Raw genomic sequence first — 26,323 nt, 5'->3', positions numbered from 1 at the left:
TCGGAAATGCGTACTTGGTTCATCACCGGGGTCAGTCGCGGGTTCGGTCGTCTCATCGCCGAGCACGCGGTGAAGGCGGGGGACAACGTCGTCGGCACGGCACGCCGGCCCGAGGAGCTGGACGAGCCGGTGGCCGCGAGCGAAGGCAGATTGGTGATCCTGCCTCTCGACGTCACGGACAGAGCCGCCGTCTTCGAGACGGTCGAGAAGGCGGCCGAAGCGTTCGGGCGGATCGACGTCGTCGTCAACAACGCGGGCTTCGGCCTGATGGGCGCGGTCGAAGAGGTCGGCGAGGACGACGCGCGGGCCATCATGGAGACGAACTTCTTCGGCGCGCTGTGGGTCAGCCAGGCCGTGCTCCCCGTGCTGCGGAAACAGGGGGAGGGCCGGATCCTGCAGATGTCGAGCGTGAGCGGGCTGATGGCCGTGCCGACCATGGGGCTCTACAACGCGAGCAAGTTCGCCCTCGAAGGCCTCAGCGACGCGCTCGCGCAGGAGGTCGAAGGCTTCGGCATCCATGTGACCCTGGTCGAGCCGCGGATCTACGCCACCGACTTCATGGGCGCCAGTCTCCAGATGTCACCGATGCGCCCGGCCTACGATCCGGTGCGCGCGGCGCTGATGGCGAAGTACGCCGACGGTGTCCCCGGCGACCCGGTGAAGGTCGCCGAGGCCGTCCTCGAACTGGTGGCCAGTGACGCGCCGCCCCGCCGCCTGCTGCTCGGCGACGGGGACTTCGACGTCATCGTGGACCTGCACCGGGACCGCGTCGCGGAATGGCGCTCGTGGGAGCCGGTCAGCCGGGCTGCGGGCTAGGCGTCCTTGCGAACCAACGATTTCTCGGTCAATGCTTTTTCCGACAGGGCGCCGAAGGCCAGGCCGAGCACCGTCCACAGCACCACCTGAGTGCCGACCGAGGCCAGCCGGAAGGTCCACAGGGTGGAACCGGGGAACTCGGCGGGGACTTCGTCGATCGACGGCAGCAGCGCCGCCGCCACCGCGATCAGCACGACGTACCCACCCGCGGCGATCAGGCCGCCACGCCAGGCGCCGAGCTTGTCGGCCAGCTTCCGGCCGAACGCCGCCGCGAGAATGCCGATCAGCAGCGAAAGCGCGACGAAACCGAAGTACAGGGACGTCCGGCTCCCGATCGTGCCCGCCTGCCCGACGGCGGGGGGATTCGCCGGGTACTTCAAGAACGGCACCAGGAACACGACCACGAACGCGCCCCCGGCGAGCAGGGCTGCGGTCACCCGCGGCCGCAGGGTGCCGAGCCGTCCGTAGACGAAGGCGAACGCGAGCGAGAACAGCCCGCCGACGGCGACGCCGTACAGGCCGACGCCGGTCAGCAAACCGACGGTGCTCTGCACGCCCCGCGTGACGAGCTCTTCCTCTTCGGCCGGAGCGGGTTCATGAGCGGCTGGGTCATGGGCGGCCGGATCTTGAGCGCCCGTGTCGTGATGGGAGTGAGCCGCGGTGCCTTCGAGACCGATGGCGGTCTCGACCGAGGGCTCACCGAAGAAGTACGCGAAAAGGGTCGCCAGGACACCAGCGATCAGGCCCGCGAGCATGCCGCGGACCAGCAAGGACCTCATCATGGGGCGCGTGCCGCCTAGTGGCAGGGGAAGGCCAGCAGGTGCCGGCCGTCGTGGACGAACTCGTGGACGTACGAATTCGCGAACACCGACACCGCACCCTGCTCGGCGCTGATGAAGTACAGCGTGATCAGCGAAAGGAGGATGACGAGCACCGCCCAGGGCAGGATCTCGCGGACGGGGATCCGGATCGGGACGGGTACTGCGGCTACCGCTTGGGACATGGCGGTGGGACCTCCTCGGGCTAGCGCGGCCTCTTCAGGGGTGACACGACGGCTCCGGGTCTGGCTTCCCCGAACCGGCTGGTTCGAGGTCACAGTGGCGCGACCGCGCGGAATCTCACCGCGTTCCGGGTGCCGTCGTCTGGCCGGTCGAGAGTAGGTCGCCGCGAAGCGTCCGGTCAATGTGACCGAACCCAATCGGCGCAGGCTTGTTACGGCGACCCGTTACGGCCGGAATCCCTGCCGCCCGCGGCGGGGGGCATGCCAAAATCCAGCCATGACACCTGCGGTGGCGGCACTCGATGTCGGCGGAACGTCCATCAAGGCGGCCTTGTACGACGCCGAGCTGAAAGACCTGGCCAGCTTGCGCGAGCCGACGGCGCGCGGAGCGGACGGAGAGGCGCTCGCGGACCAGGTCGCGCGGATCGTGGAAACGCTGGGCGAGAAGGCGGGCACCGGTACACCGGACGCCGTCGGCGTGGTCATCCCGGGCATCGTCGACGACGTCGAGCGCGTGGCCAGGTTCTCGGCGAACCTCGACTTCCGGAACGTGCCGTTCGGCGAGATGCTCGACAGCAGGCTGGGGCTGCCGTTCGCGTTCGGGCACGACGTCCGCGCGGGCGGGCTGGCGGAGTTCCGCGTCGGCGCGGGCAAGGGCTGCACCGACGCCGCCTTCATCCCGGTCGGCACCGGGATCGCGGCCGCGCTCCAGCTCGACGGGAAGCTGTACGCCGCGGGCGGCCAAGGCGGCGAAATCGGCCATATCGACGTCGGTCACCGGCTGCCGTGCGGCTGCGGCGCGACGGGGTGCCTCGAGGCGATCTCCTCCGCGTCGGCCATCGCCCGCCGCTACAGCGAGCACACCGGGCGTCCCGCCGAAGGTGCCGAGCAGGTGGTCGACGCCGCCCGGCACGGCGACGAGGCCGCGATCTCCGTGGTCAACGACGCGCTCGAGGGGCTCGGCCACGGCATCAAGACCCTGGTCACCTTGCTGGCGCCCGAGGTCGTGGTCCTCGGCGGCGGCCTGTTCACCGCGGGCGACTACGTCCTCGAACCGGTGCGGGCCTGGCTGGCGGCGAACCTGCAGTTCCAGCGGATGCCCGAACTGCGGATCGCGCAGCTCGGCGACGAGGCCGGCAGGCTCGGCGCGGCCCTGCTCGCGCTGGACCGGCTCAAGCCTTGACCACCCGCACGCCTTCCTCCTCGAAGGCGTGCACTCGCTCGGGATCCGCGCGGCCGTCGGTGACGAGCACGTCGACGTCGGTGGTCGCGCAGATCTTCGCGAAGGCGTGACCACCGAGTTTCCCGCTGTCGGCGAGCACGACGACCTGCCGGGCGCGGGCCGCCATCAGCCGGTTCGTGCTCGCGTCGCCTTCGTGGTGCGCCTGCGCGCCGTGCACCGGGTCGAACGCGTCCACCCCCAGGAACACCAGATCCAGCGAGATCTGGTCGAGGAACAGGTGCGACAGCGGTCCGGACAGGTCGAACGACTGCTGCCGGGCGACCCCGCCGGTCACCACGATCTTGATATTGGGCCGCACGGCGAGTTCGTGGGCGATGTTGAGCGCGTTCGTCACCACGGTGAGCAGCGGGCCGCCGCTGGGCTCGCCCATGTCCGGCCGGGTGGCGAGCGCGCGGCCCACTTCGGTGCTCGCCGTGCCGCCGTTGAGGCCGACCACCATGCCCGGGTCGACCATTTTCGCCGCGGCCGCGGAAATCCGTTGCTGCTCCGGGGCGTTGCGCGCGGCCTTGTGCCGTAACGGAAGGTCGTAGGCGACGTTGCTGGCGACGGCCCCGCCGCGGGTGCGGACCACGAGGTTTCGGCCCGCCAGATGATCGAGGTCCCGGCGGATCGTCGCGGGGGAGACCCCGAGTTCGCCCGCCGAGACTTCGACGTCGACTTTCTCCCGCTCTCCGACCATGTCCAATAAAGCCGTCAGCCGTTCATGCCGATTCATCCGAGCTCCCTCCCCGAAGCGCGGCATCGCTTACCGCACCGGACAAAGTACTACGCGTCGCGATACGTGCGGAGAGAAGCGGCAGGTTTGGGAAGCCAGGGAGAAACGGTAAGAGCGGGCGCCGGCCACCCCCAGTGTGACCGGCGCCCGTCCGATGGCCGGTACGCCCAGGACCGGCCCGCCTTGAACGCTATCGTCGCCGACTCCGGACTGATATCCGGTTTGCGTCCATTCCGGTGACGTTTACCGGATAATTCGCCACTCGATCACCGGAATCGGCCACGGTGCGTGAGAAAATCAGCCCTTCCCGCCCAGCCCCCGCAGGAATGCGAGTGACGGCATGAAGAAGTAGTCGCCACCCTTCAGCGTGACCGCCTGCGGGAACGGATCCGCGGTCACCGTCCGCGTGCCCGCCCATTCCTGGGTGTAGGCGGATTCCGGGCGCGGGCCCTGACCGATGACCGGATCGAGGCCGGGCGGCTTGACCCCGTCGGGCGGCACCGGGAACCCCGGGTTGTTCGCCCAGATCGCTTGGGTGAACTCGAACTGGTCGCGCAGTTCCGCGTTGAACGCCATGAACAACAGCCCGACCCCGCCGCTCGGCCGGGCCGACGGCGGCAGGTCGGCGTTCGGGTCGTCGGCTCGTTCGCCGTAGGGCACACCCCGCCGCACCATCAGATGCCGTCGCTCCTGAGGGGGTGGCTCCGCGCCGCCGCTGCCCCGCGGATTCGTCTTCCGGATGTGCGCCTGGAAGGGGCATTTCGCGCCGGCGACGTCACTTTCGTAGTCGAAGTTGTTCGGTACCGGGCTTTCCACACCGTCCTCCCGTTGCGCGGTCAGCGGCGTGCCGTCCTCGAACCGGCCGACGACCATCGCGCCCGCGCGCTCCCGATCTTCTCCGGTGAGGCCCAATTGATCCGCCAAGGCCTCCTCGGCCTGCTTGAATCTCCGCACGTTCTGTTCCAATTTACGGAAAACGAGGTAGCTGCCGAAATGGACGGCGGGATCGGGAGCGGCGTGATCCGGGACGAGTACCCGGTCCAAGGGCGCCGACGGATCCCAAGTGGTGATGCCATCCGTTCCGGATTTCTCCGCGCGAATGTCTTCGACCAGGAAAAGCGGCTGACTTCGGCCGTCGACGTACCCGAAATGTTCGATCCCTTCGCCGTGGGTATTCACCCTGCCGAGTCCGATTTCCTCGGCGACGACGGAAATGGTCGACGGAATCAGCGCGAGAACCTCGTTCCGGCGCAGGGTCATCGGAGCGTCGGCGGCGTCGGCGATGATGACGACGGCGTGGATCTCGTCGTGGTATCCGCTGTCGAAGGTGGAGCGAGGCGGGTCGTTCAGCCTCTCGCGCGTGTCCTGCGAGCGCATGCCGAGGCGGAAGGAATCATCTTGGGGCACATCGATTTTCAGGAACCGGTAGCCCGCCGCCGTCAGTCCGGCGCCGACGTAGGGCGACCCCTTCGCGCCCTCGGCCTTGAAGCGCTCGACCTCGGTCAGATGGGTCTTCGCGGACTTCATCAGCGGGACGAGTGCCGCGAGGAACTTTTTCGCGCTCGCGGACTCCGAAAAACGCAGGAAAAGGGCGGAAAAGTGATCGCGGGCGTGTGCTTTCAGGATGTTCGGCTGTAGCTGGTCGAGCATCTTCGCGGCTTCGCCGGTCGCGGCCTTCCATTCCAAAGGCACGCTCAAGTCAATCGTCATATCAAGGAATCCCCTCGTCGGGAAACCCGTCCGGCGGCCCCGGCAGGTCTTGCCGGTCCCCACCGCCGTGCGGGGTCTTACCCTTGATATAACCGATACCGAAATCGCGCCGACATCACCCGCAAGTACCCTCTTTTGGCGGTTTTATCACCCAAAAGAACCAACGGCACGACTACACCCCGCATTTAGTCCTCTACTTGCGATAGTTGCACGCGCAACCACCGCATCGAGAGGACTAAATGCGGGAGAGTCAGGAGAGGGGCCGGTCGGTCGGGGCGATCGGAGCGGGCAGGACGTCCCGTCCGGTGAGGAACGCGTCGACCCCGGCCGCGGCGGAGCGGCCTTCGGCGATCGCCCACACGATGAGCGACTGGCCGCGGCCCATGTCGCCCGCCACGAACACGTTGTCGACGCTGGTCTTGAACGCCTTGTCACGGGCGACGTTGCCGCGCTGGTCCAGCTCGACGTCGAGCGCCTCCAGCAGGCCTTCCTTCTCAGGGCCGACGAAGCCCATCGCGAGCAGCACCAGCTGCGCGGGCAGTTCCTTCTCGGTGCCCTCGACCGGGACGAACTTGCCGCCCTCGTTGCGCACCTCGACCAGCTTCAGCGCGCGCACCCGGCCGTCGGCGTCGGCGGCGAACTCCTGGGTGTTGACCGAGTACAGCCGCTCGCCGCCCTCTTCGTGCGCGGACGAGACGCGGTAGATCATCGGGTACGTCGGCCACGGGTGCGCGTCGGCGCGCGAAAGCGGCGGCTTCGGCATGATCTCCAGCTGCGTCACCGACTTCGCGCCCTGGCGGTGCGAGGTCCCGACGCAGTCCGCGCCGGTGTCGCCGCCGCCGATGACGACGACGTCGAGGCCCTCGGCGCTGATCGGCGAGACGTCCAGCTCGCCCGCCGCGACGCGGTTGGCGTGCGGCAGGAACTCCATCGCCTGGTAGATGCCCTGATGCTCGCGGCCCTCGATCGGCAGGTCCCGCCACGCCGTCGCGCCACCGGCGAGGACCACGGCGTCGTACGACGACTTCAGTTCCTCGACGGTGAGATCGACGCCGACGTTCACCGAGGTCCGGAACTCCGTGCCTTCGGCCCGCATCTGGTCGAGGCGGCGGTCGAGCCGGTGCTTCTCCATCTTGAATTCGGGGATGCCGTAGCGCAGCAGCCCGCCGATCTTGTCGGCCCGCTCGAAGACCACGACACTGTGGCCCGCGCGCGTGAGCTGCTGCGCCGCGGCGAGTCCCGACGGGCCGGACCCGACCACGGCCACCTTCTTGCCGGTGCGTGCCACCGGCTCCTGCGGCGTGACCCAGCCTTCCTCGAAGGCCCGGTCGATGATCGAGATCTCGACCCGCTTGATGGTGACGGGATCGTCGTTGATCCCGAGCACACACGCCGTCTCGCACGGCGCCGGGCAGAGGGTCCCGGTGAACTCCGGGAAATTGTTGGTCGCGTGCAGCCGCTCGGCCGCCTCGCGCCAGTCGTCGCGCCAGGTCAGGGTGTTCCACTCGGGGATGAGGTTCCCGAGCGGGCAGCCCTGATGACAGAACGGGATGCCGCAGTCCATGCAGCGTCCGGCCTGCTTCTGCAGTTTCGTCGTCGCGAAGTCCTCGTACACCTCGCGCCAGTCCATCAGGCGCAGGTCGACGGGACGGCTCTTCGGCGTCTCGCGAGTGGTGGTCAGAAAGCCCTTGGGGTCAGCCATGTGCGGCCTCCATGATCGCCTCGTTCACGTCGCGCCCATCGCGCTCGGCCTTCGCCTGCGCCGCGAGCACCCGCTTGTAGTCCTTCGGCATGACCTTGCCGAACCGGTCGACGGCGGCGTCCCAGTCGGCGAGCAGCGCACGCGCGACTGCGGACTCCGTTTCGTTGTAGTGCTTTTCGAGTGCCTCGCGCAGGAAGTCCACATCGGACGAATCCAGTGGGTCGATGTCGACCATCTCCGGGTTCGTCCGGTGCGCCGGCAGGTCGAGCACGTAGGCGATGCCGCCCGACATCCCGGCCGCGAAGTTGCGGCCCACCCCGCCGAGCACGACCACCTTGCCACCGGTCATGTACTCGCAACCGTGGTCGCCGACGCCTTCGACGACGGCCAGCGCGCCCGAGTTGCGCACGCAGAACCGCTCGCCGACCTTGCCGCGGATGAAGATCTCGCCGCTGGTCGCGCCGTAGCCGATCACGTTGCCCGCGATGATGTGCTCTTCGGCGTCGTACCGCGCCACCTCGGGCGGCCGCACGACGAGCCGTCCGCCGGAGAGGCCCTTGCCGACGTAGTCGTTGCCGTCGCCGTAGAGCCGCAGGGTGATGCCCTTGGGCACGAACGCGCCGAACGACTGGCCCGCGGTCCCGGTGAAGGTGACGTCGATCGTGTTGTCCGGCAGGCCTTCGCCGCCCCACCGCTTGGTGAGCTCGTGGCCGAGCATGGTGCCGACGGTCCGGTTCACGTTGCGGACCGGCAGTTCCAGCCGGACCTTGTCCCCGGACGACAGCGCGCCCTCGGCGAGCTGGATCAGCGTGTTGTCGAGCGCCTTCTCCAGCCCGTGGTCCTGCACCGTCTGCTGGTGCCGCCGTCCGGCGGGAGCCATGTCGGGCACGTGGAAGATCGGCGTCAGGTCGAGCCCGGCGGCCTTCCAGTGATCGATCGCCTTGCGCTTGTCGAGCATCTCGGCGTGGCCGACGGCCTCGGCGATGGACCGGAAACCCAGCTCCGCCAGGTACTCCCGGACCTCCTGCGCGATGAACTCGAAGAAGTTCACGACGTACTCGGCCTTGCCGCTGAACTTCTCACGCAGCTTGGGGTTCTGCGTCGCGACGCCGACCGGGCAGGTGTCGAGGTGGCACACGCGCATCATGACGCAGCCCGAGACCACCAGCGGCGCGGTCGCGAAACCGAACTCCTCGGCACCGAGCAGCGCGGCGATGACGACGTCGCGCCCGGTCTTGAGCTGACCGTCGGTCTGCACCACGATCCGGTCGCGCAACCGGTTGACCAGCAACGTCTGCTGGGTCTCCGCGAGCCCGAGTTCCCACGGTCCGCCCGCGTGCTTGATGGACGACAGAGGGGAAGCGCCCGTGCCGCCGTCGTGCCCGGAGATCAGCACGACGTCGGCGTGTGCCTTGGACACGCCCGCCGCGACCGTGCCGACGCCGACCTCGGACACGAGCTTCACGTGGATGCGCGCGGCCGGGTTGGCGTTCTTGAGGTCGTGGATCAGTTGCGCGAGATCCTCGATCGAGTAGATGTCGTGGTGCGGCGGCGGCGAGATCAGCCCGACGCCGGGCGTGGAGTGTCGCGTCTTCGCGATCCACGGGTACACCTTCGCGCCGGGCAGCTGGCCGCCCTCACCGGGCTTCGCGCCCTGCGCCATCTTGATCTGGATGTCGTCGGCGTTCACCAGGTACTCGCTGGTGACGCCGAACCGGCCGCTCGCGACCTGCTTGACCGCGCTGCGGCGCTCGGGGTCGTAGAGCCGGTCCGGGTCTTCGCCGCCCTCACCGGTGTTCGACTTGCCGCCGAGCCGGTTCATCGCGATGGCCAGGGTTTCGTGCATCTCCGCGGAGATCGACCCGTACGAGATCGCGCCGGTGGCGAACCGCTTGACGATCTCGGAGACCGGTTCGACCTCTTCGATCGGCACCGCGGGCCGCCGGCCGATCTTGAAGTCGAACAGCCCGCGCAGCGTGTACAGCTTCTGCGCCTGGTCGTCGACGGACTTCGTGTACTCCTTGAAGACCTCGTACTTCCCGGCGCGGGTGGAGTGCTGCAGCTTGAACACCGTCTGCGGGTTGAACAGGTGCGGCTCGCCCTCGCGGCGCCACTGGTAGTCCGCGCCGGTCTCCAGCTCGCGGTGGTTCGCGCGGAACCCGTCGCGCGGGAACGCCCGGCGGTGCCGTTCGGCGACCTCCAGCGCGAGCGTGTCGAAGCCGACCCCGCCGAGCCGGGAAGTGGTGCCGGTGAAGCAGTTCTGGACGACCTCGTCGCCGAGCCCGACCGCCTCGAAGATCTGCGCGCCGGTGTAGGAGGCCACTGTGGACACTCCCATTTTGGACATCGTCTTGCGGACGCCCTTGCCCAGCGCCTTGATCAGGTTCGCGGTGGCCTGCTTGGCGGTGGCACCGGCGATCAGGCCCTGGTCGGCCATCTCCTCGACGGTCGCCATCGCCAGGTACGGGTTCACCGCGGCGACGCCGTAGCCGATCAGCAGCGCGATGTGGTGCACCTCGCGCGCGTCGCCGGCCTCGACGATGAGGCCGACCTGCGTGCGGGTCTTCTCGCGCACCAGGTGGTGGTGCACCGCGCCGGTGAGCAGCAGCGACGGGATCCCCGCGTGGTCTTCGTCGATCCCGCGGTCGGAGAGCACGATCAGCCGGGCGCCCTCGGCGATGGCCGCGGACACCTCGGCGCGGATCTCGTCGAGGCGCCGCACGAGCGCCTCGCCGCCGCCGTTGACGTCGTAGGTGCCCTGCACGGTGACCGACTGGAACTCGGGCAGGTCGCCGTCGTCGTTGACGTGCACCAGCTTCGCGAACTCGTCGTTGTCCAGCACCGGGAACGGCAGCACGATCCGGCGGCACGACGACGCGTCGGCCTCCAGGAGGTTCGGCTCCGCGCCCAGCTGGGTGCCGAGCGAGGTGACCAGTTCCTCGCGGATCGCGTCCAGCGGCGGGTTGGTCACCTGGGCGAAGAGCTGGATGAAGTAGTCGAAGAGCAGCCGCGGACGGCTGGACAGCGACGCGATGGGGGAGTCGTTGCCCATCGAACCGATCGGTTCCGCGCCGGTGCGGGCCATCGGTTCGAGCAGGACGTCGAGCTCCTCTTCGGTGTAGCCGAAAGCCTGCTGACGGCGCACGAGCGCGCCGTGCGGCGGGATCTCGCGCTCACGCTCGGGAAGCCCTTCGAGCGGCAGCAGGCCGTCCTCGACCCATTCGTCGTACGGGTGCTCGGTGGCGAGCTGGTTCTTGATCTCCTCGTCCTCGACGATCCGGCCGGCGGCCGTGTCCACGAGGAACATGCGGCCCGGCTCCAACCGTCCTTTCCGGACGATCGTGGCCTGGTCCAGCTCCAGCACGCCGACCTCGCTGGCGAGGACGACGAGACCGTCTTCGGTGACCCAGTACCGGGCGGGACGCAGGCCGTTGCGGTCGAGGACCGCGCCGATCTGGGTGCCGTCGGTGAAGGACACCAGCGCGGGGCCGTCCCACGGCTCCATCAGCGTCGAGTGGAACTCGTAGAACGCGCGGCGCGCGGGGTCCATCTCCTGATGGTTCTCCCAGGCCTCCGGGATCATCATCAGCACCGCGTGCGGCAGCGACCGGCCGCCGAGATGGAGCAGCTCCAGCACCTCGTCGAAGGACGCCGAGTCGCTGGCGCCGCGCGTGATGACGGGGTGGATCCGCTTGAGGTCGCCCGGGATCAGCTTGGATTCGAGCAGCGCTTCACGCGCGTCCATCCAGTTCCGGTTGCCGCGCAGGGTGTTGATCTCGCCGTTGTGGGCGACGTACCGGTACGGGTGCGCCAGCGGCCACGACGGGAAGGTGTTGGTGGAGAAGCGGGAGTGCACCAGGCCGATGGCGCTGGTGACGCGCTCGTCGGTGAGGTCGGCGAAGAACTTCTCGACCTGCGGCTCGGTGAGCATTCCTTTGTAGACGATCGTCCGCGAGGACAGGCTCGGGAAGTAGACGTCGTCCTCGACGAGCTCGTGCTCGGCGCGCTTGCGCACCACGAACGCGGCGCGTTCCAGCGCCAGTCCGGACAGGGGCTCCTGCCGTCCGGCCAGGAACAGCTGGCTGAAATGCGGCATGGTCTCGGCCGCGCCGGTTCCGACGTGTTCGGTGTGGACGGGAAGGTCCCGCCAGCCGAGCACGCGCAGGCCTTCTTCGGCGGCGACACGCTCGATGGTGGTCATCGCCAGGCCACGCGGTTTTTCGTCCTGGGGCAGGAAAGCCGTTCCGACGGCGTACGCGCCGGGCTCGGGCAGCTCGAAATCGACGACGGCGCGATAGAACTCGTCGGGGACCTGGATCAGGATCCCGGCGCCGTCACCGGTCTCCGGGTCGGCGCCGCGGGCCCCTCGATGCTCGAGGTTCCGCAGCGCGATCAGCGCTTTGGCGACGATGCCGTGATCGCGTTTACCGGAGAGGTCTGCGACGAAGGCGACACCGCAGGCGTCGTGTTCGAACTCCGGGTCATACAGGCCTTCGGGGGCCTTGCTGCCCTTGTAGCTGGCATGGTGGGTCACGGCTGGCCGCCTCCCAAGGCGTCGGCGCGACCGGCAGCACTCCGTTCGGGTGGTTCGGACGTGAACCAGTTAACGAAGTGGTCCGGGACCGCGATGGTCAGTCGAGAGGGAACGATCCTGCCCGCGAAACGGGGGCAGGCCTCGTAGAGCCGCACTGCACTGGGCGGCCGATGCGCTTGTGTGTCTCTTGTGTACTGCCGTGCGCCGGGTGCCGCCAGACCGTTGTGGTGGATGGCAGGCGGGGCGCACGTGTTACTCCCGGGTTCGCCGGTCTTATGACGATAGTGTGAAATCGCTGTTATCGACATACGTCGCTTGGTCGGGGTGGGAAATGCCACGCTGGCGTTGACTTCAAACATCATCTGCCCACTGGCTGGAATGACATGTCCACTGAGTGGAGCACCAGTGCTCTGACCTGCGTAAACGATCGCTCACGTCACTCTATGGTGTGATCTGGATCGCGCATTGGAGTGGGTTTCGCCGGTCTCGCGGTGACCTGGGGTGACCGTCGAATCGCCCGAACGGCAGAGCGGCCCGCCCGGTTTGAGAGGCTTGGCCGATGGCGGATCGTTATCTCACCGTGGCGGGTACCGGGGTCCACGAGATCGAAATCCGGCGTTCACGCTTCCTCTGCGCGCTCGCCCCGGTCACCTCGGAAGAGGAGGCCCGCGCGGTGATCGCGGCCAGGAAGAAGGCGGATCCGGCGGCCCGGCATCACTGTCACGCGTTCGTGCTGGGCGCCGACGGCCGCGCCGGCTCGATGGATTCTCGGCGGGAAAGCGTGCCTCGAATCGAGCGCTCGAGTGACGACGGCGAACCCGCGGGGACGGCGGGCATCCCGATGCTGGAGGTGCTCCGGCGCCGGGAGCTGACCGACACCGTCGCGGTGGTGACCCGGTACTTCGGCGGGGTGCTGCTCGGGGCCGGCGGCCTGATCCGCGCGTACGGGCAGGCCGTCTCGGAGGCCGTCGACGTCGTCGGTGTGCAGGAGTACCGGCGGCTGCGGCTGGTGGAGGTCGTAGTCGACTACGACCGGGCCGGACGGCTGGAGAACGACATCCGCTCGTCGCCGTACCTGCTGCACGCCACGCGGTTCGAGGACGTCGCGCACTTCGACGTCGGGCACGCGCCGGACGAGGGGGACACCTTCCACGCCTGGCTCGCCGACCTCACCGGGGGTGAGGCCCTCACCGAGGACGCCGGGGAGACCTGGCTCCCCACCGGCCGCGTTTAGTCCTCTAAATGCGGTCTGGACGAGCGGGTTGCCGTGAGCGGAAGGTGGCTTTGCCCGCGTGAGATGAGGGCTAGGGGTCCTTCGCCGCATGGCATGAGGGGAAAGGGCCCCGCGGGGTGGACGGGTCGCTGTCGTGAGCGAGGTCTTGAAGGGAACCCTTGAGACGTTCAGCGTCGCAAAGGTGGCCTTCGGGACGCCATGGAGGCCGAGGCCGTCGCCCGCACCCCCACCGGTCGCGTTTAGTCCTCTAAACGCGACCGGGCCTGCCACTCCTCCAGCGTGATGGCGTACTCGACCTCGCCCTCCTCGGTGCCGGGGATCGGGTCGTCGAAGGTCTCGTGATAGGTCCGGACGTGCCGCATCCCGATCTTCTCCATCACCCGCCGGGACCCCAGGTTCACCGCCATGGTCGCCGCCCAGATCCGCCGCGCCCCGAATTCGGTGAAGCCCTTCTCCAGGAGCGCGAGCGAACCTTCGGTCGCATATCCCTTGCCCCAGGAAGATCGGTTCAGCCGGTAACCCAGTTCGGGGTCGTCGGTGTGATGACCGCGCAGCGGGCGGAAATGGAACCATCCCAGGAAAGCCCCGCCGGATTTCTCGATCGCCGCCCAGAACCCGTAACCGGGGAAACGCTCGTAGTAACCGAGAAAGGCGGGAAGGTCGAGGTTTTCGATCTCCGCCCGGTCGGCGGGTTTGCCCCCATTGAGGTACCGCATGACTTCGGGGTCGTCGTAGAGCGCGAACAGGTCGTCGGCGTCGGCGCCGGTGAACTGCCGCAGCAGGAGCCGCTCGGTCTCCAGGAAGACACGCATCGGCACAGCGTGGCGGCCCGGGGGCACCTGGGCAACCTGTTTACGCGGCCACCTCGGGCCTGACGAGACCTTCCAGTGCCACCGCTCCCGCCTCGGTGAGCAGGGCGGGAACGCGTTCGCCCCAGCGGCCGCCCCGGGAGGGTGCCACCAGGCCGAGATGGGCGAGGCGGTGCGCGGTGTGCTGGTCGCAGCAGGCGAGACCGTCGACGAACAGGTCCGGCTCGCAGCTGCAGCTGATCTCGGCGTGGCCCTCGGCCACCGCTCTCAGGGTGGCCCGCTCACGATGGTTCAGCTCTGTCCGAACGTCCATGGCGTGCCTCCTTTCTGTTCCGCTGTGAACAGTCAAACCCATACCCCCGACAGTTTCCGTCTTCTCCGGTGCGAAGTCTTGGATTTCGGGCGTACTCAAGGGTGGTGTGTCGGGTATTCCAGGGTGAAGACCTAGGGGTTGTCACCTGGTATTCGCAGCGGAAGCGATTCCAGCTCGGTCTTGCGCAGATGCCGGAAAATGATCGAACTCCGGAAACCCACGATCTCCTTGCGCTTCGACAAGCGATCCACCAGGAATGAGTGGAGCTGTTCGACGTCCTGTGCGGCGACGTGGATCAGGAAATCGTCGCTCCCCGCGGTGACGAAGACCGAAAGGACCTCCGGCAATTCCGCGACCGAGCGCTGGAAGGAGTCGATCACCTCCCGGCTCAGCGGCCGCACCTGCGCCGACACCATCGCCTGCACGCCGCGGTTGAGGCTCCGCAGGTCGATGTCCGCGTGATAGCCGCGGATGACACCGCGTTCCCGCAGCAGTCGCGTGCGTTCGAGGCAGGTCGACGGCGCGACGCCGACCTTGCGGGCGATGTCGCGGTTCGACTGCCGCGCATCCGCCTGGAGTTCCCGGATGATCGCCGAATCAAGTTCGTCCACACCTGCCCCTTTCTCCGGCATACCGAATATCATTCGGCAAAGCCCCTATTCGCCTGACGAACAGCCTAACTTCGGCGCAACCAGTCGACTAAATGCGCAGGAGGAAGCAAGATGTCCGTACAAGAGCTGGTCGTCCGGCGGGGGCGCCGGTCCGGGGTGACCACGATGGTCGCCGTGCATTCGCGAGTGCTCGGCCCGGCCGTCGGAGGCTGCCGGTTCAAGGTCTATCCGGAGCTGGGCGACGCGATCGACGACGTCCTGAGGCTGTCCGCGGCGATGACCCGCAAATGCGCCGTCGCGGGCCTGGACTTCGGCGGAGGCAAGAGCGTCATCGCACTCGAACGGGTGCCTTCGCCGGAGCAGCGGCGCGACATCCTGCTCGACCACGCAGACCTCATCGCGTCACTCGACGGGGCGTATCTCGCCGGTCCGGACGTCGGCACCGGCCCGGACGACATGCTCGTGCTGCGCGAGCGGACCCCGCACGCGTTCTGCGTGCCCGAAGAGCACGGCGGCACCGGATCGTCCAGCGGGCCGACCGCGGTCGGGGTGCTCGCCGCACTGAGGGCAGGGGCGAAGACCGTCTTCGGTGAGACCTCGATGCGAGGGCGCGAAGTGGTCATCAGCGGCTACGGCTCGGTCGGCGCGCATCTGGCGGACGCCCTGGTCGAGGAGGGCGCCGAGGTCACCGTGTCCGATGTGGACGAACAGCGGCTACTGGCCGCCGCGGGACTGGGGCTGCGCCGCGTCGCGCCGGACCGGGTACTCGGCATCGAGGCCGACGTCCTGATCCCCGCAGCCGTCGGCGGGGTGTTCGGCCCCGCCGCCGAGGTCCGCGCGCCGCTCGTCGTCGGCCCGGCCAACAACCAGCTCACCGACGACTCGGTGGCGGACGACCTCGCCGCCAGGGGTGTCCTGTGGATCCCGGATTTCGTCGCGAGTGCCGGGGGAGTCGTCTACACGCTCGGCCGGGAGAAGGAGAAGCTCACACACGACGAGGCGCTCGCCCGCGTCGAGACACTGGAGGAGACCACGCGAAGGATTCTCGACGCCGCTTCGGCCAACGGCACGACACCGTTGGCCGAAGCGAACGCACTGGCCGAAGCGAGACTCACTTCTGGTGCGGAGCCACGTACTCCTTCGCCTCGGGAGCCTCGAACAGCGGCTTGACATAGCGGACCCCGCCCTCGGCCGACGCGTCCGGTGTCGCCGCGTACACCTGGCGTGTCGCCGGGGTTCCCGCCTTCGAGAAGTCCAGCGCCGCCACCAGGTCCTCCGTGCTCGCCGACGTCGTCTGCTTCAGCGCCGCGGCGATGCCGTCCCGGGTGAGGTCCTTGTTCTCGCAGGCCTTCTTGAGCACCGCGCCCCACACTTCGCCGACCGCGTAGCCGTAGGGGATCCCGCCGTTCGGGGTCTCCTTGTACGCCGCCTTGTACTTCGCCGCGACGTCCTTGGCCTTGGGGAGGTCGGCGGAGAACGGGACACTGCTGGCGACGATCGTCAGTTTGTCCAGCGCGTTCGCCGCCGGGCTCTTCAGCAGCACGGGATCGAACACCGGGTTGTTGCCGAGCACGGGCACGTTCAACCCGAGCGCCTTGTTCGCCGCGAGCGCGGAACCGGTCTGGGCCGGCGTGGTGGTCAGGACGATCGCCTTGACGCCGTCACCCTTGAGCCCGGTGACGATATTGGTCAGGTCGTTGTCGGTCGAGGTGATCTTGACTTCCTTGACGGTCAGATTGTGCTTCTTGGCGTAGAACTGCGAGCCGCGCAGGCCGTTCTTGCCGTACTCGCCGTCGATGTAGACGTGCCCGATCGTGTCGCCGTCCTTCACCAGGCCTTGTTCCTGGAAATAGGAAAGGCCGTCGATGATCTCCAGGTCGTAGGTCGTCCCGACGATCATCACGTACGGGTTGTCGAGCAGCTCCGAAGACCACGACGCGGGTGCGGCGACGGTCTTGTCCGAGGCGATGTTCTGTTTCAGCGCGGCCACCACCGGTGAGCCGAGCAACTGCACGAACCCGAGCACCTTCGGCTCGATCTGCGGGTACAGGGTTTTCGCCGTGTCCGCCTTGTAGCCGTGGTCGACGGTCTCCAGTTTGACCTGGCGCCCGCACGCCCCGCCCGCGGCGTTGAAGTCCTTGGCCCACAGCTCGTTCCCTTGCGTGATGCCGAGTCCGAGGTTCTTGAAGACCCCGGTCTTGTCGGTCATCACGCCGAGGGTGATCTCCGAGGCCGTCACTCCCTTGCCCGCCTTGACGCCCGAACCGTCCGCCCCCGAGGACCCCGAGTCGCCCGCTTTCGTACTGCACGCCGAGAGGACGAGGACCGCCGCCAGCGCGGCGGCCGGATACATGCGTTTCATTTTCCTTGCTCCTCCGGGAGATGACGTTTCTTCGAGGGGGTGATGCGGCGGCCGATCGCGGCGAGCCCGCCCGGTTCGAAAAGCACCACGAGGATGATCGCGGCGCCGTAGACGAACGAGCTGACCAGGATCGGGGTCAGTGCGCCGTCCCCGGTTCCGGAGAACCAGCCGAGATCGGCGGAGTACAGCGAAAGCACCTGCGGCAGCCCGTTGACGATCAGCGCGCCCACCAGCGCGCCGGGCACCGAGCCGAGTCCCCCGATGATCACCATGGCCAGGAAGGCGATGGAGATGTTGATGCCGTACGTGCCGAATTCGCTTTCGTCGGGTTTGAGGATGTCGAACCACAGCACGGTCATCGCGCCCGCGAGTCCCGCGTACGCCGAAGAGACCGCGAACGCGCCCGCCTTGGCCCTCGTGACCTTGACGCCCATCACGGACGCGGCGGCTTCGTTGTCCCGCACCGCGCGCCACGACCGGCCGATCCGGCTGGAGACCGCCGCCCGGGCGATCACGTACGCGAGCACCGTCAGCAACAGGAACAGGTACCAGGTCCGTTCCGCCTGCCGGATCGGCACGCCCATCAGCGCGATTTCGGGGCCGTCGTTGGTGAACGGGAAGCCGAACAGGGAGAACGGCTGGGGCGTGCGCCCGGTCGACGTCCCGCCGGTCAGCGTCTCGGCCGACTGTCCCAAGTAGAGCCCCAGGAACACCAGCGACAGCGACGCGACGCCGAGGTAGATCCCGCGCAGCCGTCCGGAAACGGGGGCGAAGGCCAGTCCCAGCAACGCGGCGATGGCCACCGCGCCGACCAGCGACAGGCCGGGGTCGAGGCCGAGCCCGAACACACGCTCGTCCTCGGCCGGTCCGGAAAGGACGGTGTACCCGGTCGCGCCCGCGAGCAGGAAGAACGCGTGCGCCAGCGACAGTTGCCCGGCCTGCCCGACCAGCAGGGTCAGCCCGATCGCGCCGACCCCGCCGATCATCATGTACTGCCCGGCCTTCAGCCAGGCGGCGTCGAGATACAGCGGGATCGCCAGGAGGACGACGAGCAGCGCGATCCACAGCAGGGCCTTGATCAGCCGTGTCCGATCACGTTTCGCGGGCGGTGCCGGCGGGGCCGGGGCGGGGGATTTCACAGCGGTGTCAGACACGTGTGCTCTCCCTCGTCCCGAACAACCCCGACGGCCGCACCACCAGGACCACGAGCATCACCAGGAAGACCGCGCTCTTGGAGAAGTCGAACGACACGTACTGCGCCGAAAGAGCCTCGACGAGGCCGACGACCAGCCCGCCCACCACCGCGCCCGCGGTCGAATCCAGCCCGCCGAGGATGGCCGCGGGGAACGCCGCGAGCGCGATGGAGTGCGTGCCGCGGGACAGGCCCGCGCCCGAGAAGTCCTGGGTGGCGATGAACAGCACCGCGACCCCGGCGAGCACGCCGGCCACCACCCACGCGGTCGCCGTCACCCGGGAACTGCGGATCCCCATCAGCGCGGCGGCCTCGCGGTTCTCGGCCTGCGCCCGCATCGCGACACCCCAGTTCGAGTACTTGAACGCGAGGGTGAACGCGGTGATCAGCACGGCCGCGACGAGCAGCGCGACCAGATGCGTGCGGAACAGCGTGATCCCGCCGATCTGGAACGGCTGCGCGTCCCAGGCGTCGCCGAGGAACGGCAGGGTGACGCCGAGCCGTCGCACGATCTCCTCGGTGATGATCACGTCGACGCCGATGGTCAGCAGCGCCAGGCTGTTCGCGTCCGCGTGCCGCGAGCGGGACAGCAGCAACCGTTCCAGCAGGAGGGCGAGCAGCCCGGCGGAGACGATGCCGACCAGGGAAGCGCCCGCCCAGCCGAGCGATTCGCGGGTCACCACGACCAGGTAGCCGCCGAAGAGCACGAGTGAGCCGTGCGCGAAGTTGACCACTTCGGTCGCCTTGAAGATGATCACGAAACCCAGCGCCAGCAACGCGAACACCGCGCCCTTACCGAGTCCGTTCACCACGAGTTGCAGGAAGGTGTTCACGCGGTGGCCTCCGTGCCGAGATATGCCCTGATCACGTCCGGATCCGACTGGACCTCGGACGGCGTCCCGTCGGCGATGCGCTTGCCGAAGTCCAGGACGGTGACCCGGTCCGCGATGCCCATCACCAGCCCCATGTCGTGCTCCACGAGCAGGATCGAGATGCCGAGCGCGTCGCGGACGTCACGGATCGTCCCGGCCAGCTCGGCGGTCTCGGTCGCGTTCATCCCGGCCGCGGGTTCGTCGAGCAGCAACAGGACCGGTTCGACGGCGAGCGCGCGGGCGAGGTCGACGCGCTTCACCGCCCCGTACGGCAGCGCCCCGACCGGGAGATCGACGACCGCGCCGATCCCGAGGAAGTCGCAGATCTCCTTGGCCCGCGCGGAATGCCGCCGTTCGGCCTGGGTCGTCCACGGCAGCCGGAGACCGCAGGCGAGGAATCCGCCCTTGGTCAGCGCGTGCCGTCCGAGCATGACGTTGTCGAGCACGGTCGAGCCGGGGGAGAGGGCGGCGTTCTGGAACGACCGGCCGACACCGAGCCCGGCCAGCCGATGCGGCGCGAGTCTGGAAAGGACGGTGTCACCGAGCCGGATGCTGCCCGCGTTCGCCCGGTAAAGGCCGCTGATCACGTTGAAGCAACTGGACTTCCCGGCACCGTTCGGGCCGATGAGCGCGTGCAGCGAACCGGAGGCGACGGTGAAGGAGACGTCGTCCAGCGCCCGGATCCCGCCGAAGCGCAGGGTCACGTTCGTGACGTGCAACTCGGGCGGCGTCATCCGGCCCACCTCGAAAGGCTCCGGCCCGCGAGGTGCTCGCGGGCGTCCGCGGCCTCGGCTTCGGCGGTGGCCTGCGATTCGGCGTGGCCGCCGAGGTAGAGCCGTTGGACGTCCTCGCTCGCGGTGAGTTCGGCCGTCGTCCCGGCCAGCGCGACCCGGCCCACTTCGAGGACGATCGCGTGGTCGGCCACGCGCAACGCCATCACCGCGTTCTGCTCGACCAGCACCACGGCGGTGCCCTGATCGTGGATCTCGCGGATGATGGCGCCGATCTGTTCGACGATCTTCGGCGCGAGGCCGAGCGACGGTTCGTCGAGCAGCAGCAGCCGCGGGCCCGACATCAGCGCGCGGCCGATCGCGAGCATTTGCTGCTCACCGCCGGAAAGCAGGCCCGCGCGTTGTTTGGCCCGCTCGGACAGGACCGGGAAGAGTTCGTCGACGCGTTTCCTCGCGGCGGCGCGCTGCCCGGGGGAGCGGGCGCCGATCCCGCCCGCGCGGAGGTTCTCCTCGACGGTCATCCGCGCGAAGACCTGACGGCCTTCGGGAACACCGACGACGCCCAGCCCGACGATGCGGGCCGGATCGAGCCTGGTCAGCGACTTGCCGTCGTAGCGGACCTCGCCGGCGGAAATCGAGCCGCGGTGCATGCGCAGGGTGCCGGAGACGGTCCGCAGCAGGGTCGATTTCCCGGCGCCGTTGCTGCCCAGGACGGCCAGTACTCCATCGGGTGAAACATCGAGGTCGACCCCGTGCAGTGCGGCCACCGATCGGCCGTACCGCACCTGAAGATCACGGACACTCAGCAAGCCGCCTCCTCCGTCCGTGTGACGCGAGTCACGATCGGTGGCGGTCATCCTGCGTGGGCACCCTCCGCCGCGTTACCCCCACTTGGAGACCCACCCGGCTACAAAACGGACACGGCGCAACTCGTCCTCTGGTTGCGGTAGTTGCACGTGCAAGTACCGCAACCAGAGGACGAAACGCGTCAGAGGAGGCCGGCTTCGGAGGCCTTGCCGATGGCTTCGACGCGGTTGCGGGCGCCGAGTTTGTGCAGCGCGGACTGCAGGTACGTCTTCACCGTGTTCCGCGCCAGCCCGGTCGATTCCGCGATCTCCGGATTCGTCTGTCCCTGCGCGGCCAGCCGCAGGACCTCGTACTCGCGCCGCGTCAGGCCGCTGCGGGCCAGCGCGTCGGACCGCTGGCCGTCGTCGGGGAAGATGCGCGGATCGACGACCCGGTCACCCTTCAGCACCTGCCGCAACGCGGCCACCAGATCCGTCCCGGCGACGTCCTTGAGCAGGCAGCCGTGCGCCCCGGAGTCCAGCGCGGCCCGCACGCCCTGATGGTCGCCGTGCGCGGTGAACACCACGATCCGCCCGGCCGGGTGCACGCGCCGGAGCTCGGCGATGACCTCGGGCGCGAGCATGTCCGGCAGCCGCAGGTCCAGCAGGATCAACACCGGTTTCAGCTCGCCCGCCCGCTGGATCGCGGCCCGGCCGGTCTCGGCCGAACCCACCACGGTCATCGCCGGGTCGTAGCGCAGCAGCAGGCTCACCCCGTCGCGGACCACCGGATGGTCGTCCACGACGAGCACGGTCACCGGCGACGGCACGGTTCCGGCACCCAAGCGCGCAGTGTGCACCCGTCGTCCTCGTCGTGGACCAGGCTGACCCGGCCGCCGAGCCGCGCGGCGCGTTCCGCCAGCGCGCGCAGGCCCATCCCGGTCCCTGGTTCCGGTTCGTCACCACGATGACCGGTCCCGTCGTCGGCGACGACCACCTGCACGCCCTCTTCGCTGGGCAGCAGGCTGACCACGACCGACAGCGCGTCGGCGTGTTTCTCGACGTTGAGCAGGCCCTCCCGGACGGCCGCGACCAGCAGTCCGGTGCGTTCGGCGTCCAGTCGCGGCACCGGTGCGAGCTGGACGAACCGCGCCGGGACGCCGCAGCGGGCCTGGAACGAGCGGCAGTGCTCGGCCAGTTCCACCGGCAGCGCGCGCTCCGGACTCGACTCCGACAGCGCCAGCAGCGACTCGCGCAGTGCCCGCGACGCGGCCGACACGTCGCCTTCCAGCCGCCGCAGCCGCGATTCGAGCGCCGGGTTGTCGCTGATGTCCTCGTGCAGGTTCCGGACCTGGACACCGATGGAGAACAGCAGCGCGCCGACGGAATCGTGCAGCGCGCTCTGCATGCGGAGCCGCTCGGCGGACAACGCCGTTTCGCGGTCGGCCTCGGCGACCGACGCCAGTTTCAGCGCCCGGCCCGCCTCCCCGGCGATCTCTACGAGGGATTGGACGGCGTCGTCGCCGAAGTCGCGCGGCTCGCGCATGGCGGCGTACGCGATGGCGACGGTTTCGGTCCCGTTGACGATCGGGACGGCGATCATCGCGGCGAGACCCTCGCCGCGGACCTGCGCGTCGAACTGGTGGGTGATGCTCGGCGAGCTGACGTAGTCGTTGACCCGCACCGGCCTGCCCAGCGCCAGCACGCGGCCGCCGATGCCCTGGCCGATCGGCACGGCGAGGTCCTGCAGCGCGTCCGTGCGGGTGCCCGACATCCAGCGGATCACCGCCTGTTCGGGTCCGGTCAGCTCGGCGACGAAACCGGAATGCGTGCCGATCGACTCGCGGATCAGCCGGGCGGTGCCGTTGAGCGCCGCGACCCTGTCGAGGGTGGCGAGCAGCGCTTCGCGCTCGCGCAGAAGCCCGCCGAGCACCGCGCTGTGCTCGGCGGCGAGTTCCGTCGCGACCTGGCGTTTCGCCGTCACGCGCTCACGATCGCACACCGGACGTGGTTTCCGACACACCCGTCCGGAGAGGTTCGCCGATGCGTTCTCGCCCCCGGTTGTCTTGAATGGACTCCGTGGAGATCCTGGCCGACGCCGCGACACTGGCTCTGTACACGACCGACGCCTCCAACTACCGGCACGTGCCCCAGGGCGTGGTGTTGCCGCGGAGCGTCGACGAAGTGATCGCGGCCGTCGCCGCCTGCCGGGAGGCCGGGCTGCCGGTGATCGCCAGAGGCGGCGGCACCAGCGTCGCGGGCAACTCGTGCGGGCCGGGCGTCGTGATCGACCTGTCGCGTCACCTCGGCGGGGTCCTCGACCTCGATCCCGGGGCGCGGACGGCGCGGGTGGCGCCCGGGACCGTCCTCGACGACCTCCAAGCGCTCGCCGCGCCGCACGGGCTCCGCTTCGGCCCCGATCCGTCGACGCATTCGCGCTGCACGATCGGCGGGATGATCGGCAACAACGCCTGCGGTTCGCATTCGGTCGCCTACGGGCGCACGGTCGACGTCGTCCGTGAACTGGACGTGCTGCTCTACGACGGCACCCGGCTGACCGTCGGGCCCACCTCACCGTCCGAAGTGGACGAGCGAGCGGCCAAGCCCGGTACGGAAGGCCGGGTCTTCTCGGAGTTGCGCGCGCTCGTCCGGGACAACCTGGCGTTGCTGCGCACCGAGCTGTCCTCGTTCAGCAGGCGGGTGTCCGGGTACGGGCTGGAACACCTGTTGCCGGAGAACGGTTTCGACGTCGCCAAGGCGCTGGTCGGCAGCGAGGGCACCTGCGTCACCGTGCTGGGGGCGACGGTCTCCCTCGCCGAGGTGCCGAAACGCAAGGTCCTCGCGGTGCTCGGCTTCGAGTCCGACATCGCCGCGGCCGACGCGGTCCCGGCGATCCTGCCGTGGTCGCCGCTGACCGTGGAAGGGGTCGACGCGGACCTCGTCGCACTGCTGGAGCCGGGCCGTGCCGACGGACTCCCGCCGGGTGGGGCCTGGTTGTTCGTCGAGATGGAAGACCCGGACAAGGCGCGCGACCTGATCGCCGGGCTGCGGGGCGCGCTGACCGGATCCGCGCTGCTGGACGACGCGGCCGCGCAGAAGCGGCTGTGGCGCATCCGGGAGGAGGGCGCCGGTCTCGCGACGCGGCTGGCCGGTGGCGAGGAAGCCTGGCCCGGCTGGGAAGACGCCGCCGTCCCGCCCGCGCGGCTGGGCGCCTACTTGCGCGAGTTCAAGGAACTCATGCGGAAGCACGGCCGCAAGAGCGTCGTCTACGGCCACTACGGCGAGGGCTGCCTGCATCTGCGGCTGGACTTCGATCTCCTTTCCCCGCACGGGATCGCCGGGTTCCGGTCGTTCCTCGAAGAGGCGGCCGACCTGGTCGCCGCGCACGGCGGCTCGCTGTCCGGGGAACACGGCGACGGCCAGGCCCGCTCGGAACTGCTGTCCCGGATGTACAGCCCCGAGATCCTCGCGCTTTTCGCGCGGTTCAAGGGGATCTTCGATCCGGCGGGCAGGATGAACCCCGGCATCCTCGTCGATCCGAGGCCGGTCGACGCCGATCTCCGGGTTCGCCGGGCACCGCTCGAACTGGAGGACGTCACCGCGCTCGCGTACCCGGAGGATCAGGGGAGCTTCGGGCAGGCGATGCGGCGGTGCGTCGGCGTCGGGAAGTGCCGCAACACCACCGGAGCGGGCGTGATGTGCCCGAGTTATCGCGCCACCCACGAGGAGAAGCACTCGACACGCGGCCGCGCGCATCTGCTCGCCGAGATGGTCAACGGCGAGCTGATCACCGACGGCTGGCGTTCGGAAGAGGTCGCCGAGGCGCTGGATCTCTGTCTTTCGTGCAAGGGCTGCCTCTCCGACTGCCCGGTCGATGTCGACATGGCAACCTACAAGGCGGAATTCCTGCACCAGCACCACAAGGGGCGGGTGCGCCCGGCATCGCACTACTCGATGGGCTGGCTCCCGGTGTGGCTGCGCGCGGCCTCGCTGGCGCCACGGCTGGCGAACACGATGTCGCGCCGGTTCTCCGGCCTGCTGAAGAAATTCGGCGGGATCGCACCGGAACGCGAGCTCCCGACGTTCGCCAGGACACCGTTCACGCGACGCCGCGACGACCTCAAACGCTGGGCGACCGGTCCCCGGCGCGTGGTGCTGTGGCCCGATTCTTTCAACAACTACCTCACGCCAGACGTCCTCGACGCCGCGGCCGAGGTGCTCATCGCGGCCGGCTACGACGTCGTCCTGCCCGATCGCGGCGTCTGCTGTGGCCTCACGTGGGTGTCCACCGGGCAGCTCGACGTGGCGAAGAACGTGTTGCGCCGCACGCTTTCCGTCCTCGAGCCGTACCTGCGGTCGGGGTATCAGGTGGCCGGGCTGGAGCCGAGTTGCACGGCTCTTTTCCGCGGTGACCTGGAGGCGCTCCTGCCCGGTGACCCGGTGGCGAAACTGCTCGCCGCGCAGACCCGCACCTTCGCCGAACTCGTCGAAGACTCACCGCTGGAATTCCGTTCGCTGGACGTCGAAGCGCTCAGCCAGGTCCACTGCCACCAGCACGCCGTGCTCGGCTTCGGCGCCGACGAGGCCGCGATGCGCGCGGCGGGTATCCACAATTCCACAATGGACTCCGGTTGCTGTGGATTGGCTGGCAACTTCGGTTTCGAACGCGGCCACTACGACGTTTCCGTCGCCTGCGCCGAAGACCGCATGCTGCCCGCGATCCGCGCCGCGGCCGAGGGGACCGAAGTGGTCGCGGACGGGTTCAGCTGCCGGACGCAGATCGAGCAACTCGACGGACGCAAGGCCGTGCACCTGGCGGAGCTGCTACGACGCGCGCTGCCGTAGTGCGTCGCAAGGACGGCTCTCTTGAGGGGTAAGCCAACGGTGGCGTGCTCGTGCCGTCCTTCGGCGCCGGTCGCGGGGCAGGTGTTGCGAAAGCCACTTTCGCAACGTTGAAGGTTGCGAAAGTGGCTTTCGCAACACCGTCGGCCCGGGCAGCCCGTGCCTGAACAAGGGCGGGTGCGTCGTTCGTGGCGAAGGGAGCCTTCAGCGCCGGACCGCGTGGGTCGAGTTGGTCGTGAGTGGCGATTCGGGTTCTAACCCGAATCGCCACTCACGACGTGCGTTGCGCCAGAGCGTCGCGTTCGGCGTACTTCTTCAACGTCAGTAACTGTTTCCGCATCATGATCAGGTCGCCCCAGCCGAGCAGGAACTCCTTGAGGCGGCCGCGGAACCCCTGAGAAGTCACGACGATGCGGCACAGCATCCGGCAGGACCGCTCGTCGATCGGCTCGACCGAGTAGGTGGCGGCCACCGGCCCGAACAGGTTCTCGGACTTGGCGAAAGTGCGCCCCGTGAGGCTGTGCCCCCGCTCCACCTCGGTCAGCTCGAACACGATCAGCGTGTCGCCGGGAGCGCGTTCGTCGGCGCCGGGGGTGAGGGTGCGCGGACTGCGCTTGCCCAAGTTGTCGAGCAGGTCGTAGCTGTAGGGCGCGACCGAGATCTGACAGAGCCAGCGGTAAGCGAGCGCGGCGGGCGCGTGCACGGTGACGGCGCGGTCGAAGAGCGCGACGGGGCCGTCGAGCAGGGTGTCCGCCGGCTGCGCGCGCCGTCGTTCGTCCGGGGTCGCGCCCCAGTTCGCGGGTGATCCGAAAGGCATGGCCGCCTCCGTACGGTGCCGTATGGTTTCCGTAC

General features: G+C 68.9%; 22 protein-coding genes. 5 read left to right on the top strand and 17 right to left on the bottom strand.

Annotated elements, in window-relative coordinates; all coding sequences use genetic code 11:
• Positions 1-6: 6 nt before the first annotated feature.
• Positions 7-816, top strand: coding sequence for an SDR family NAD(P)-dependent oxidoreductase (locus tag ACLJRM_RS28335; RefSeq protein WP_410664772.1), 810 nt, complete (start codon positions 7-9; stop codon positions 814-816).
• On the opposite strand, the gene ACLJRM_RS28330 is transcribed toward ACLJRM_RS28335, so the two are convergent.
• Both ACLJRM_RS28330 and ACLJRM_RS28325 read right to left on the bottom strand, forming a co-directional pair.
• Positions 813-1,598, bottom strand: coding sequence for a CbtA family protein (locus tag ACLJRM_RS28330; RefSeq protein WP_410664771.1), 786 nt, complete (start codon positions 1,596-1,598; stop codon positions 813-815). The genes ACLJRM_RS28335 and ACLJRM_RS28330 overlap by 4 nt on opposite strands.
• 14 nt (positions 1,599-1,612) lie before the next feature.
• Positions 1,613-1,819 (bottom strand): CbtB domain-containing protein, encoded by a 207-nt coding sequence (locus ACLJRM_RS28325; protein WP_101605752.1) that lies wholly within the window; start codon positions 1,817-1,819, stop codon positions 1,613-1,615.
• A 286-nt stretch (positions 1,820-2,105) separates the two neighbouring features.
• On the opposite strand from ACLJRM_RS28325, the gene ACLJRM_RS28320 reads away from it, so the two are divergent.
• Entirely contained in the window at positions 2,106-2,999 is an 894-nt protein-coding gene (locus tag ACLJRM_RS28320) for an ROK family protein (RefSeq protein ID WP_101605753.1), read from the top strand.
• On the opposite strand, the gene ACLJRM_RS28315 is transcribed toward ACLJRM_RS28320, so the two are convergent.
• From ACLJRM_RS28315 to gltB, 4 genes are all read right to left on the bottom strand, one after another.
• Positions 2,989-3,774 (bottom strand): DeoR/GlpR family DNA-binding transcription regulator, encoded by a 786-nt coding sequence (locus ACLJRM_RS28315; RefSeq protein ID WP_101605754.1) that lies wholly within the window; start codon positions 3,772-3,774, stop codon positions 2,989-2,991. The genes ACLJRM_RS28320 and ACLJRM_RS28315 overlap by 11 nt on opposite strands.
• Positions 3,775-4,071: 297 nt before the next feature.
• Positions 4,072-5,484 carry a Dyp-type peroxidase gene (locus ACLJRM_RS28310; protein WP_101605755.1) on the bottom strand — a complete coding sequence of 471 codons (1,413 nt, stop codon included), beginning with the start codon at positions 5,482-5,484 and terminating at the stop codon, positions 4,072-4,074.
• 250 nt (positions 5,485-5,734) lie between these two features.
• Positions 5,735-7,186 (bottom strand): glutamate synthase subunit beta, encoded by a 1,452-nt coding sequence (locus tag ACLJRM_RS28305; protein ID WP_101605756.1) that lies wholly within the window; start codon positions 7,184-7,186, stop codon positions 5,735-5,737.
• Positions 7,179-11,720: a glutamate synthase large subunit gene (gene gltB / locus ACLJRM_RS28300; RefSeq protein ID WP_410664770.1), complete on the bottom strand. Its 4,542-nt coding sequence runs from the start codon at positions 11,718-11,720 to the stop codon at positions 7,179-7,181. The genes ACLJRM_RS28305 and gltB overlap by 8 nt, the downstream gene beginning before the upstream one ends.
• Positions 11,721-12,279: 559 nt before the next feature.
• Here gltB and ACLJRM_RS28295 point away from each other — a divergent pair.
• Positions 12,280-12,954, top strand: a complete 675-nt coding sequence (locus ACLJRM_RS28295) for a YigZ family protein (protein ID WP_410664769.1) — start codon at positions 12,280-12,282, stop codon at positions 12,952-12,954.
• 239 nt (positions 12,955-13,193) lie between these two features.
• On the opposite strand, the gene ACLJRM_RS28290 is transcribed toward ACLJRM_RS28295, so the two are convergent.
• From ACLJRM_RS28290 to ACLJRM_RS28280, 3 genes are all read right to left on the bottom strand, one after another.
• On the bottom strand, positions 13,194-13,766 hold the full coding sequence (locus ACLJRM_RS28290) for a GNAT family N-acetyltransferase (RefSeq protein ID WP_410603959.1): 573 nt from the start codon (positions 13,764-13,766) through the stop codon (positions 13,194-13,196).
• 40 nt (positions 13,767-13,806) lie between these two features.
• Positions 13,807-14,076, bottom strand: a complete 270-nt coding sequence (locus tag ACLJRM_RS28285; RefSeq protein WP_410664768.1) for a hypothetical protein — start codon at positions 14,074-14,076, stop codon at positions 13,807-13,809.
• A 131-nt stretch (positions 14,077-14,207) separates the two neighbouring features.
• Complete coding sequence (locus tag ACLJRM_RS28280; protein ID WP_076164758.1) at positions 14,208-14,687, bottom strand: Lrp/AsnC family transcriptional regulator; 480 nt, start codon at positions 14,685-14,687, stop codon at positions 14,208-14,210.
• Between the two features lie 111 nt (positions 14,688-14,798).
• Here ACLJRM_RS28280 and ACLJRM_RS28275 point away from each other — a divergent pair, with 111 nt between their 5' ends.
• Positions 14,799-15,857: a Glu/Leu/Phe/Val dehydrogenase dimerization domain-containing protein gene (locus tag ACLJRM_RS28275; protein ID WP_410664767.1), complete on the top strand. Its 1,059-nt coding sequence runs from the start codon at positions 14,799-14,801 to the stop codon at positions 15,855-15,857.
• On the opposite strand, the gene ACLJRM_RS28270 is transcribed toward ACLJRM_RS28275, so the two are convergent.
• The 7 genes from ACLJRM_RS28270 to ACLJRM_RS28240 form a co-directional block, all read right to left on the bottom strand.
• Positions 15,799-17,049 (bottom strand): ABC transporter substrate-binding protein, encoded by a 1,251-nt coding sequence (locus ACLJRM_RS28270; RefSeq protein WP_410603963.1) that lies wholly within the window; start codon positions 17,047-17,049, stop codon positions 15,799-15,801. The genes ACLJRM_RS28275 and ACLJRM_RS28270 overlap by 59 nt on opposite strands.
• A complete protein-coding gene (locus ACLJRM_RS28265) occupies positions 17,046-18,203 on the bottom strand; it encodes a branched-chain amino acid ABC transporter permease (RefSeq protein ID WP_410664766.1) in 1,158 nt (385 codons plus the stop codon). Before ACLJRM_RS28265 ends, ACLJRM_RS28270 begins: the two co-directional genes overlap by 4 nt.
• A complete protein-coding gene (locus ACLJRM_RS28260; protein WP_101605764.1) occupies positions 18,196-19,074 on the bottom strand; it encodes a branched-chain amino acid ABC transporter permease in 879 nt (292 codons plus the stop codon). The genes ACLJRM_RS28265 and ACLJRM_RS28260 overlap by 8 nt, the downstream gene beginning before the upstream one ends.
• A complete protein-coding gene (locus ACLJRM_RS28255) occupies positions 19,071-19,847 on the bottom strand; it encodes an ABC transporter ATP-binding protein (protein WP_410664765.1) in 777 nt (258 codons plus the stop codon). The genes ACLJRM_RS28260 and ACLJRM_RS28255 overlap by 4 nt, the downstream gene beginning before the upstream one ends.
• Positions 19,844-20,653, bottom strand: coding sequence for an ABC transporter ATP-binding protein (locus ACLJRM_RS28250; RefSeq protein WP_101612982.1), 810 nt, complete (start codon positions 20,651-20,653; stop codon positions 19,844-19,846). Before ACLJRM_RS28250 ends, ACLJRM_RS28255 begins: the two co-directional genes overlap by 4 nt.
• 179 nt (positions 20,654-20,832) lie before the next feature.
• Positions 20,833-21,474 (bottom strand): response regulator, encoded by a 642-nt coding sequence (locus ACLJRM_RS28245; protein WP_174720380.1) that lies wholly within the window; start codon positions 21,472-21,474, stop codon positions 20,833-20,835.
• Positions 21,444-22,613, bottom strand: a complete 1,170-nt coding sequence (locus ACLJRM_RS28240) for a GAF domain-containing protein (protein WP_101605767.1) — start codon at positions 22,611-22,613, stop codon at positions 21,444-21,446. The genes ACLJRM_RS28245 and ACLJRM_RS28240 overlap by 31 nt, the downstream gene beginning before the upstream one ends.
• Positions 22,614-22,699: 86 nt before the next feature.
• Between ACLJRM_RS28240 and ACLJRM_RS28235 the strand changes: the two genes are divergently transcribed.
• The gene (locus tag ACLJRM_RS28235) at positions 22,700-25,474 is read left to right on the top strand and encodes an FAD-binding and (Fe-S)-binding domain-containing protein (protein WP_410664764.1); all 2,775 of its coding nucleotides are present in this window, start codon (positions 22,700-22,702) and stop codon (positions 25,472-25,474) included.
• Positions 25,475-25,742: 268 nt separating this feature from the next.
• Here ACLJRM_RS28235 and ACLJRM_RS28230 read toward each other — a convergent pair whose 3' ends face one another.
• On the bottom strand, positions 25,743-26,288 hold the full coding sequence (locus ACLJRM_RS28230) for a hypothetical protein (RefSeq protein ID WP_410664763.1): 546 nt from the start codon (positions 26,286-26,288) through the stop codon (positions 25,743-25,745).
• Positions 26,289-26,323 lie beyond the last annotated feature (35 nt).

This window comes from Amycolatopsis sp. lyj-84 (genome assembly GCF_046549075.1).
Taxonomy (GTDB): Bacteria; Actinomycetota; Actinomycetes; order Mycobacteriales; family Pseudonocardiaceae; genus Amycolatopsis.
This window is presented reverse-complemented; position numbering and strand designations above follow the sequence as displayed.

What these genes read in the sequence shown, in the direction of transcription:
- ACLJRM_RS28335 (WP_410664772.1), top strand. Translation starts at nt 7, where the DNA reads ATGCGTACTTGGTTCATCACCGGGGTCAGTCGCGGGTTCGGTCGTCTC.
- ACLJRM_RS28330 (WP_410664771.1), bottom strand. Translation starts at nt 1,598, where the DNA reads ATGATGAGGTCCTTGCTGGTCCGCGGCATGCTCGCGGGCCTGATCGCT.
- ACLJRM_RS28325 (WP_101605752.1), bottom strand. Translation starts at nt 1,819, where the DNA reads ATGTCCCAAGCGGTAGCCGCAGTACCCGTCCCGATCCGGATCCCCGTC.
- ACLJRM_RS28315 (WP_101605754.1), bottom strand. Translation starts at nt 3,774, where the DNA reads ATGAATCGGCATGAACGGCTGACGGCTTTATTGGACATGGTCGGAGAG.
- ACLJRM_RS28310 (WP_101605755.1), bottom strand. Translation starts at nt 5,484, where the DNA reads ATGACGATTGACTTGAGCGTGCCTTTGGAATGGAAGGCCGCGACCGGC.
- ACLJRM_RS28305 (WP_101605756.1), bottom strand. Translation starts at nt 7,186, where the DNA reads ATGGCTGACCCCAAGGGCTTTCTGACCACCACTCGCGAGACGCCGAAG.
- ACLJRM_RS28295 (WP_410664769.1), top strand. Translation starts at nt 12,280, where the DNA reads ATGGCGGATCGTTATCTCACCGTGGCGGGTACCGGGGTCCACGAGATC.
- ACLJRM_RS28290 (WP_410603959.1), bottom strand. Translation starts at nt 13,766, where the DNA reads ATGCGTGTCTTCCTGGAGACCGAGCGGCTCCTGCTGCGGCAGTTCACC.
- ACLJRM_RS28285 (WP_410664768.1), bottom strand. Translation starts at nt 14,076, where the DNA reads ATGGACGTTCGGACAGAGCTGAACCATCGTGAGCGGGCCACCCTGAGA.
- ACLJRM_RS28275 (WP_410664767.1), top strand. Translation starts at nt 14,799, where the DNA reads ATGTCCGTACAAGAGCTGGTCGTCCGGCGGGGGCGCCGGTCCGGGGTG.
- ACLJRM_RS28270 (WP_410603963.1), bottom strand. Translation starts at nt 17,049, where the DNA reads ATGAAACGCATGTATCCGGCCGCCGCGCTGGCGGCGGTCCTCGTCCTC.
- ACLJRM_RS28255 (WP_410664765.1), bottom strand. Translation starts at nt 19,847, where the DNA reads ATGACGCCGCCCGAGTTGCACGTCACGAACGTGACCCTGCGCTTCGGC.
- ACLJRM_RS28235 (WP_410664764.1), top strand. Translation starts at nt 22,700, where the DNA reads ATGGACTCCGTGGAGATCCTGGCCGACGCCGCGACACTGGCTCTGTAC.
- ACLJRM_RS28230 (WP_410664763.1), bottom strand. Translation starts at nt 26,288, where the DNA reads ATGCCTTTCGGATCACCCGCGAACTGGGGCGCGACCCCGGACGAACGA.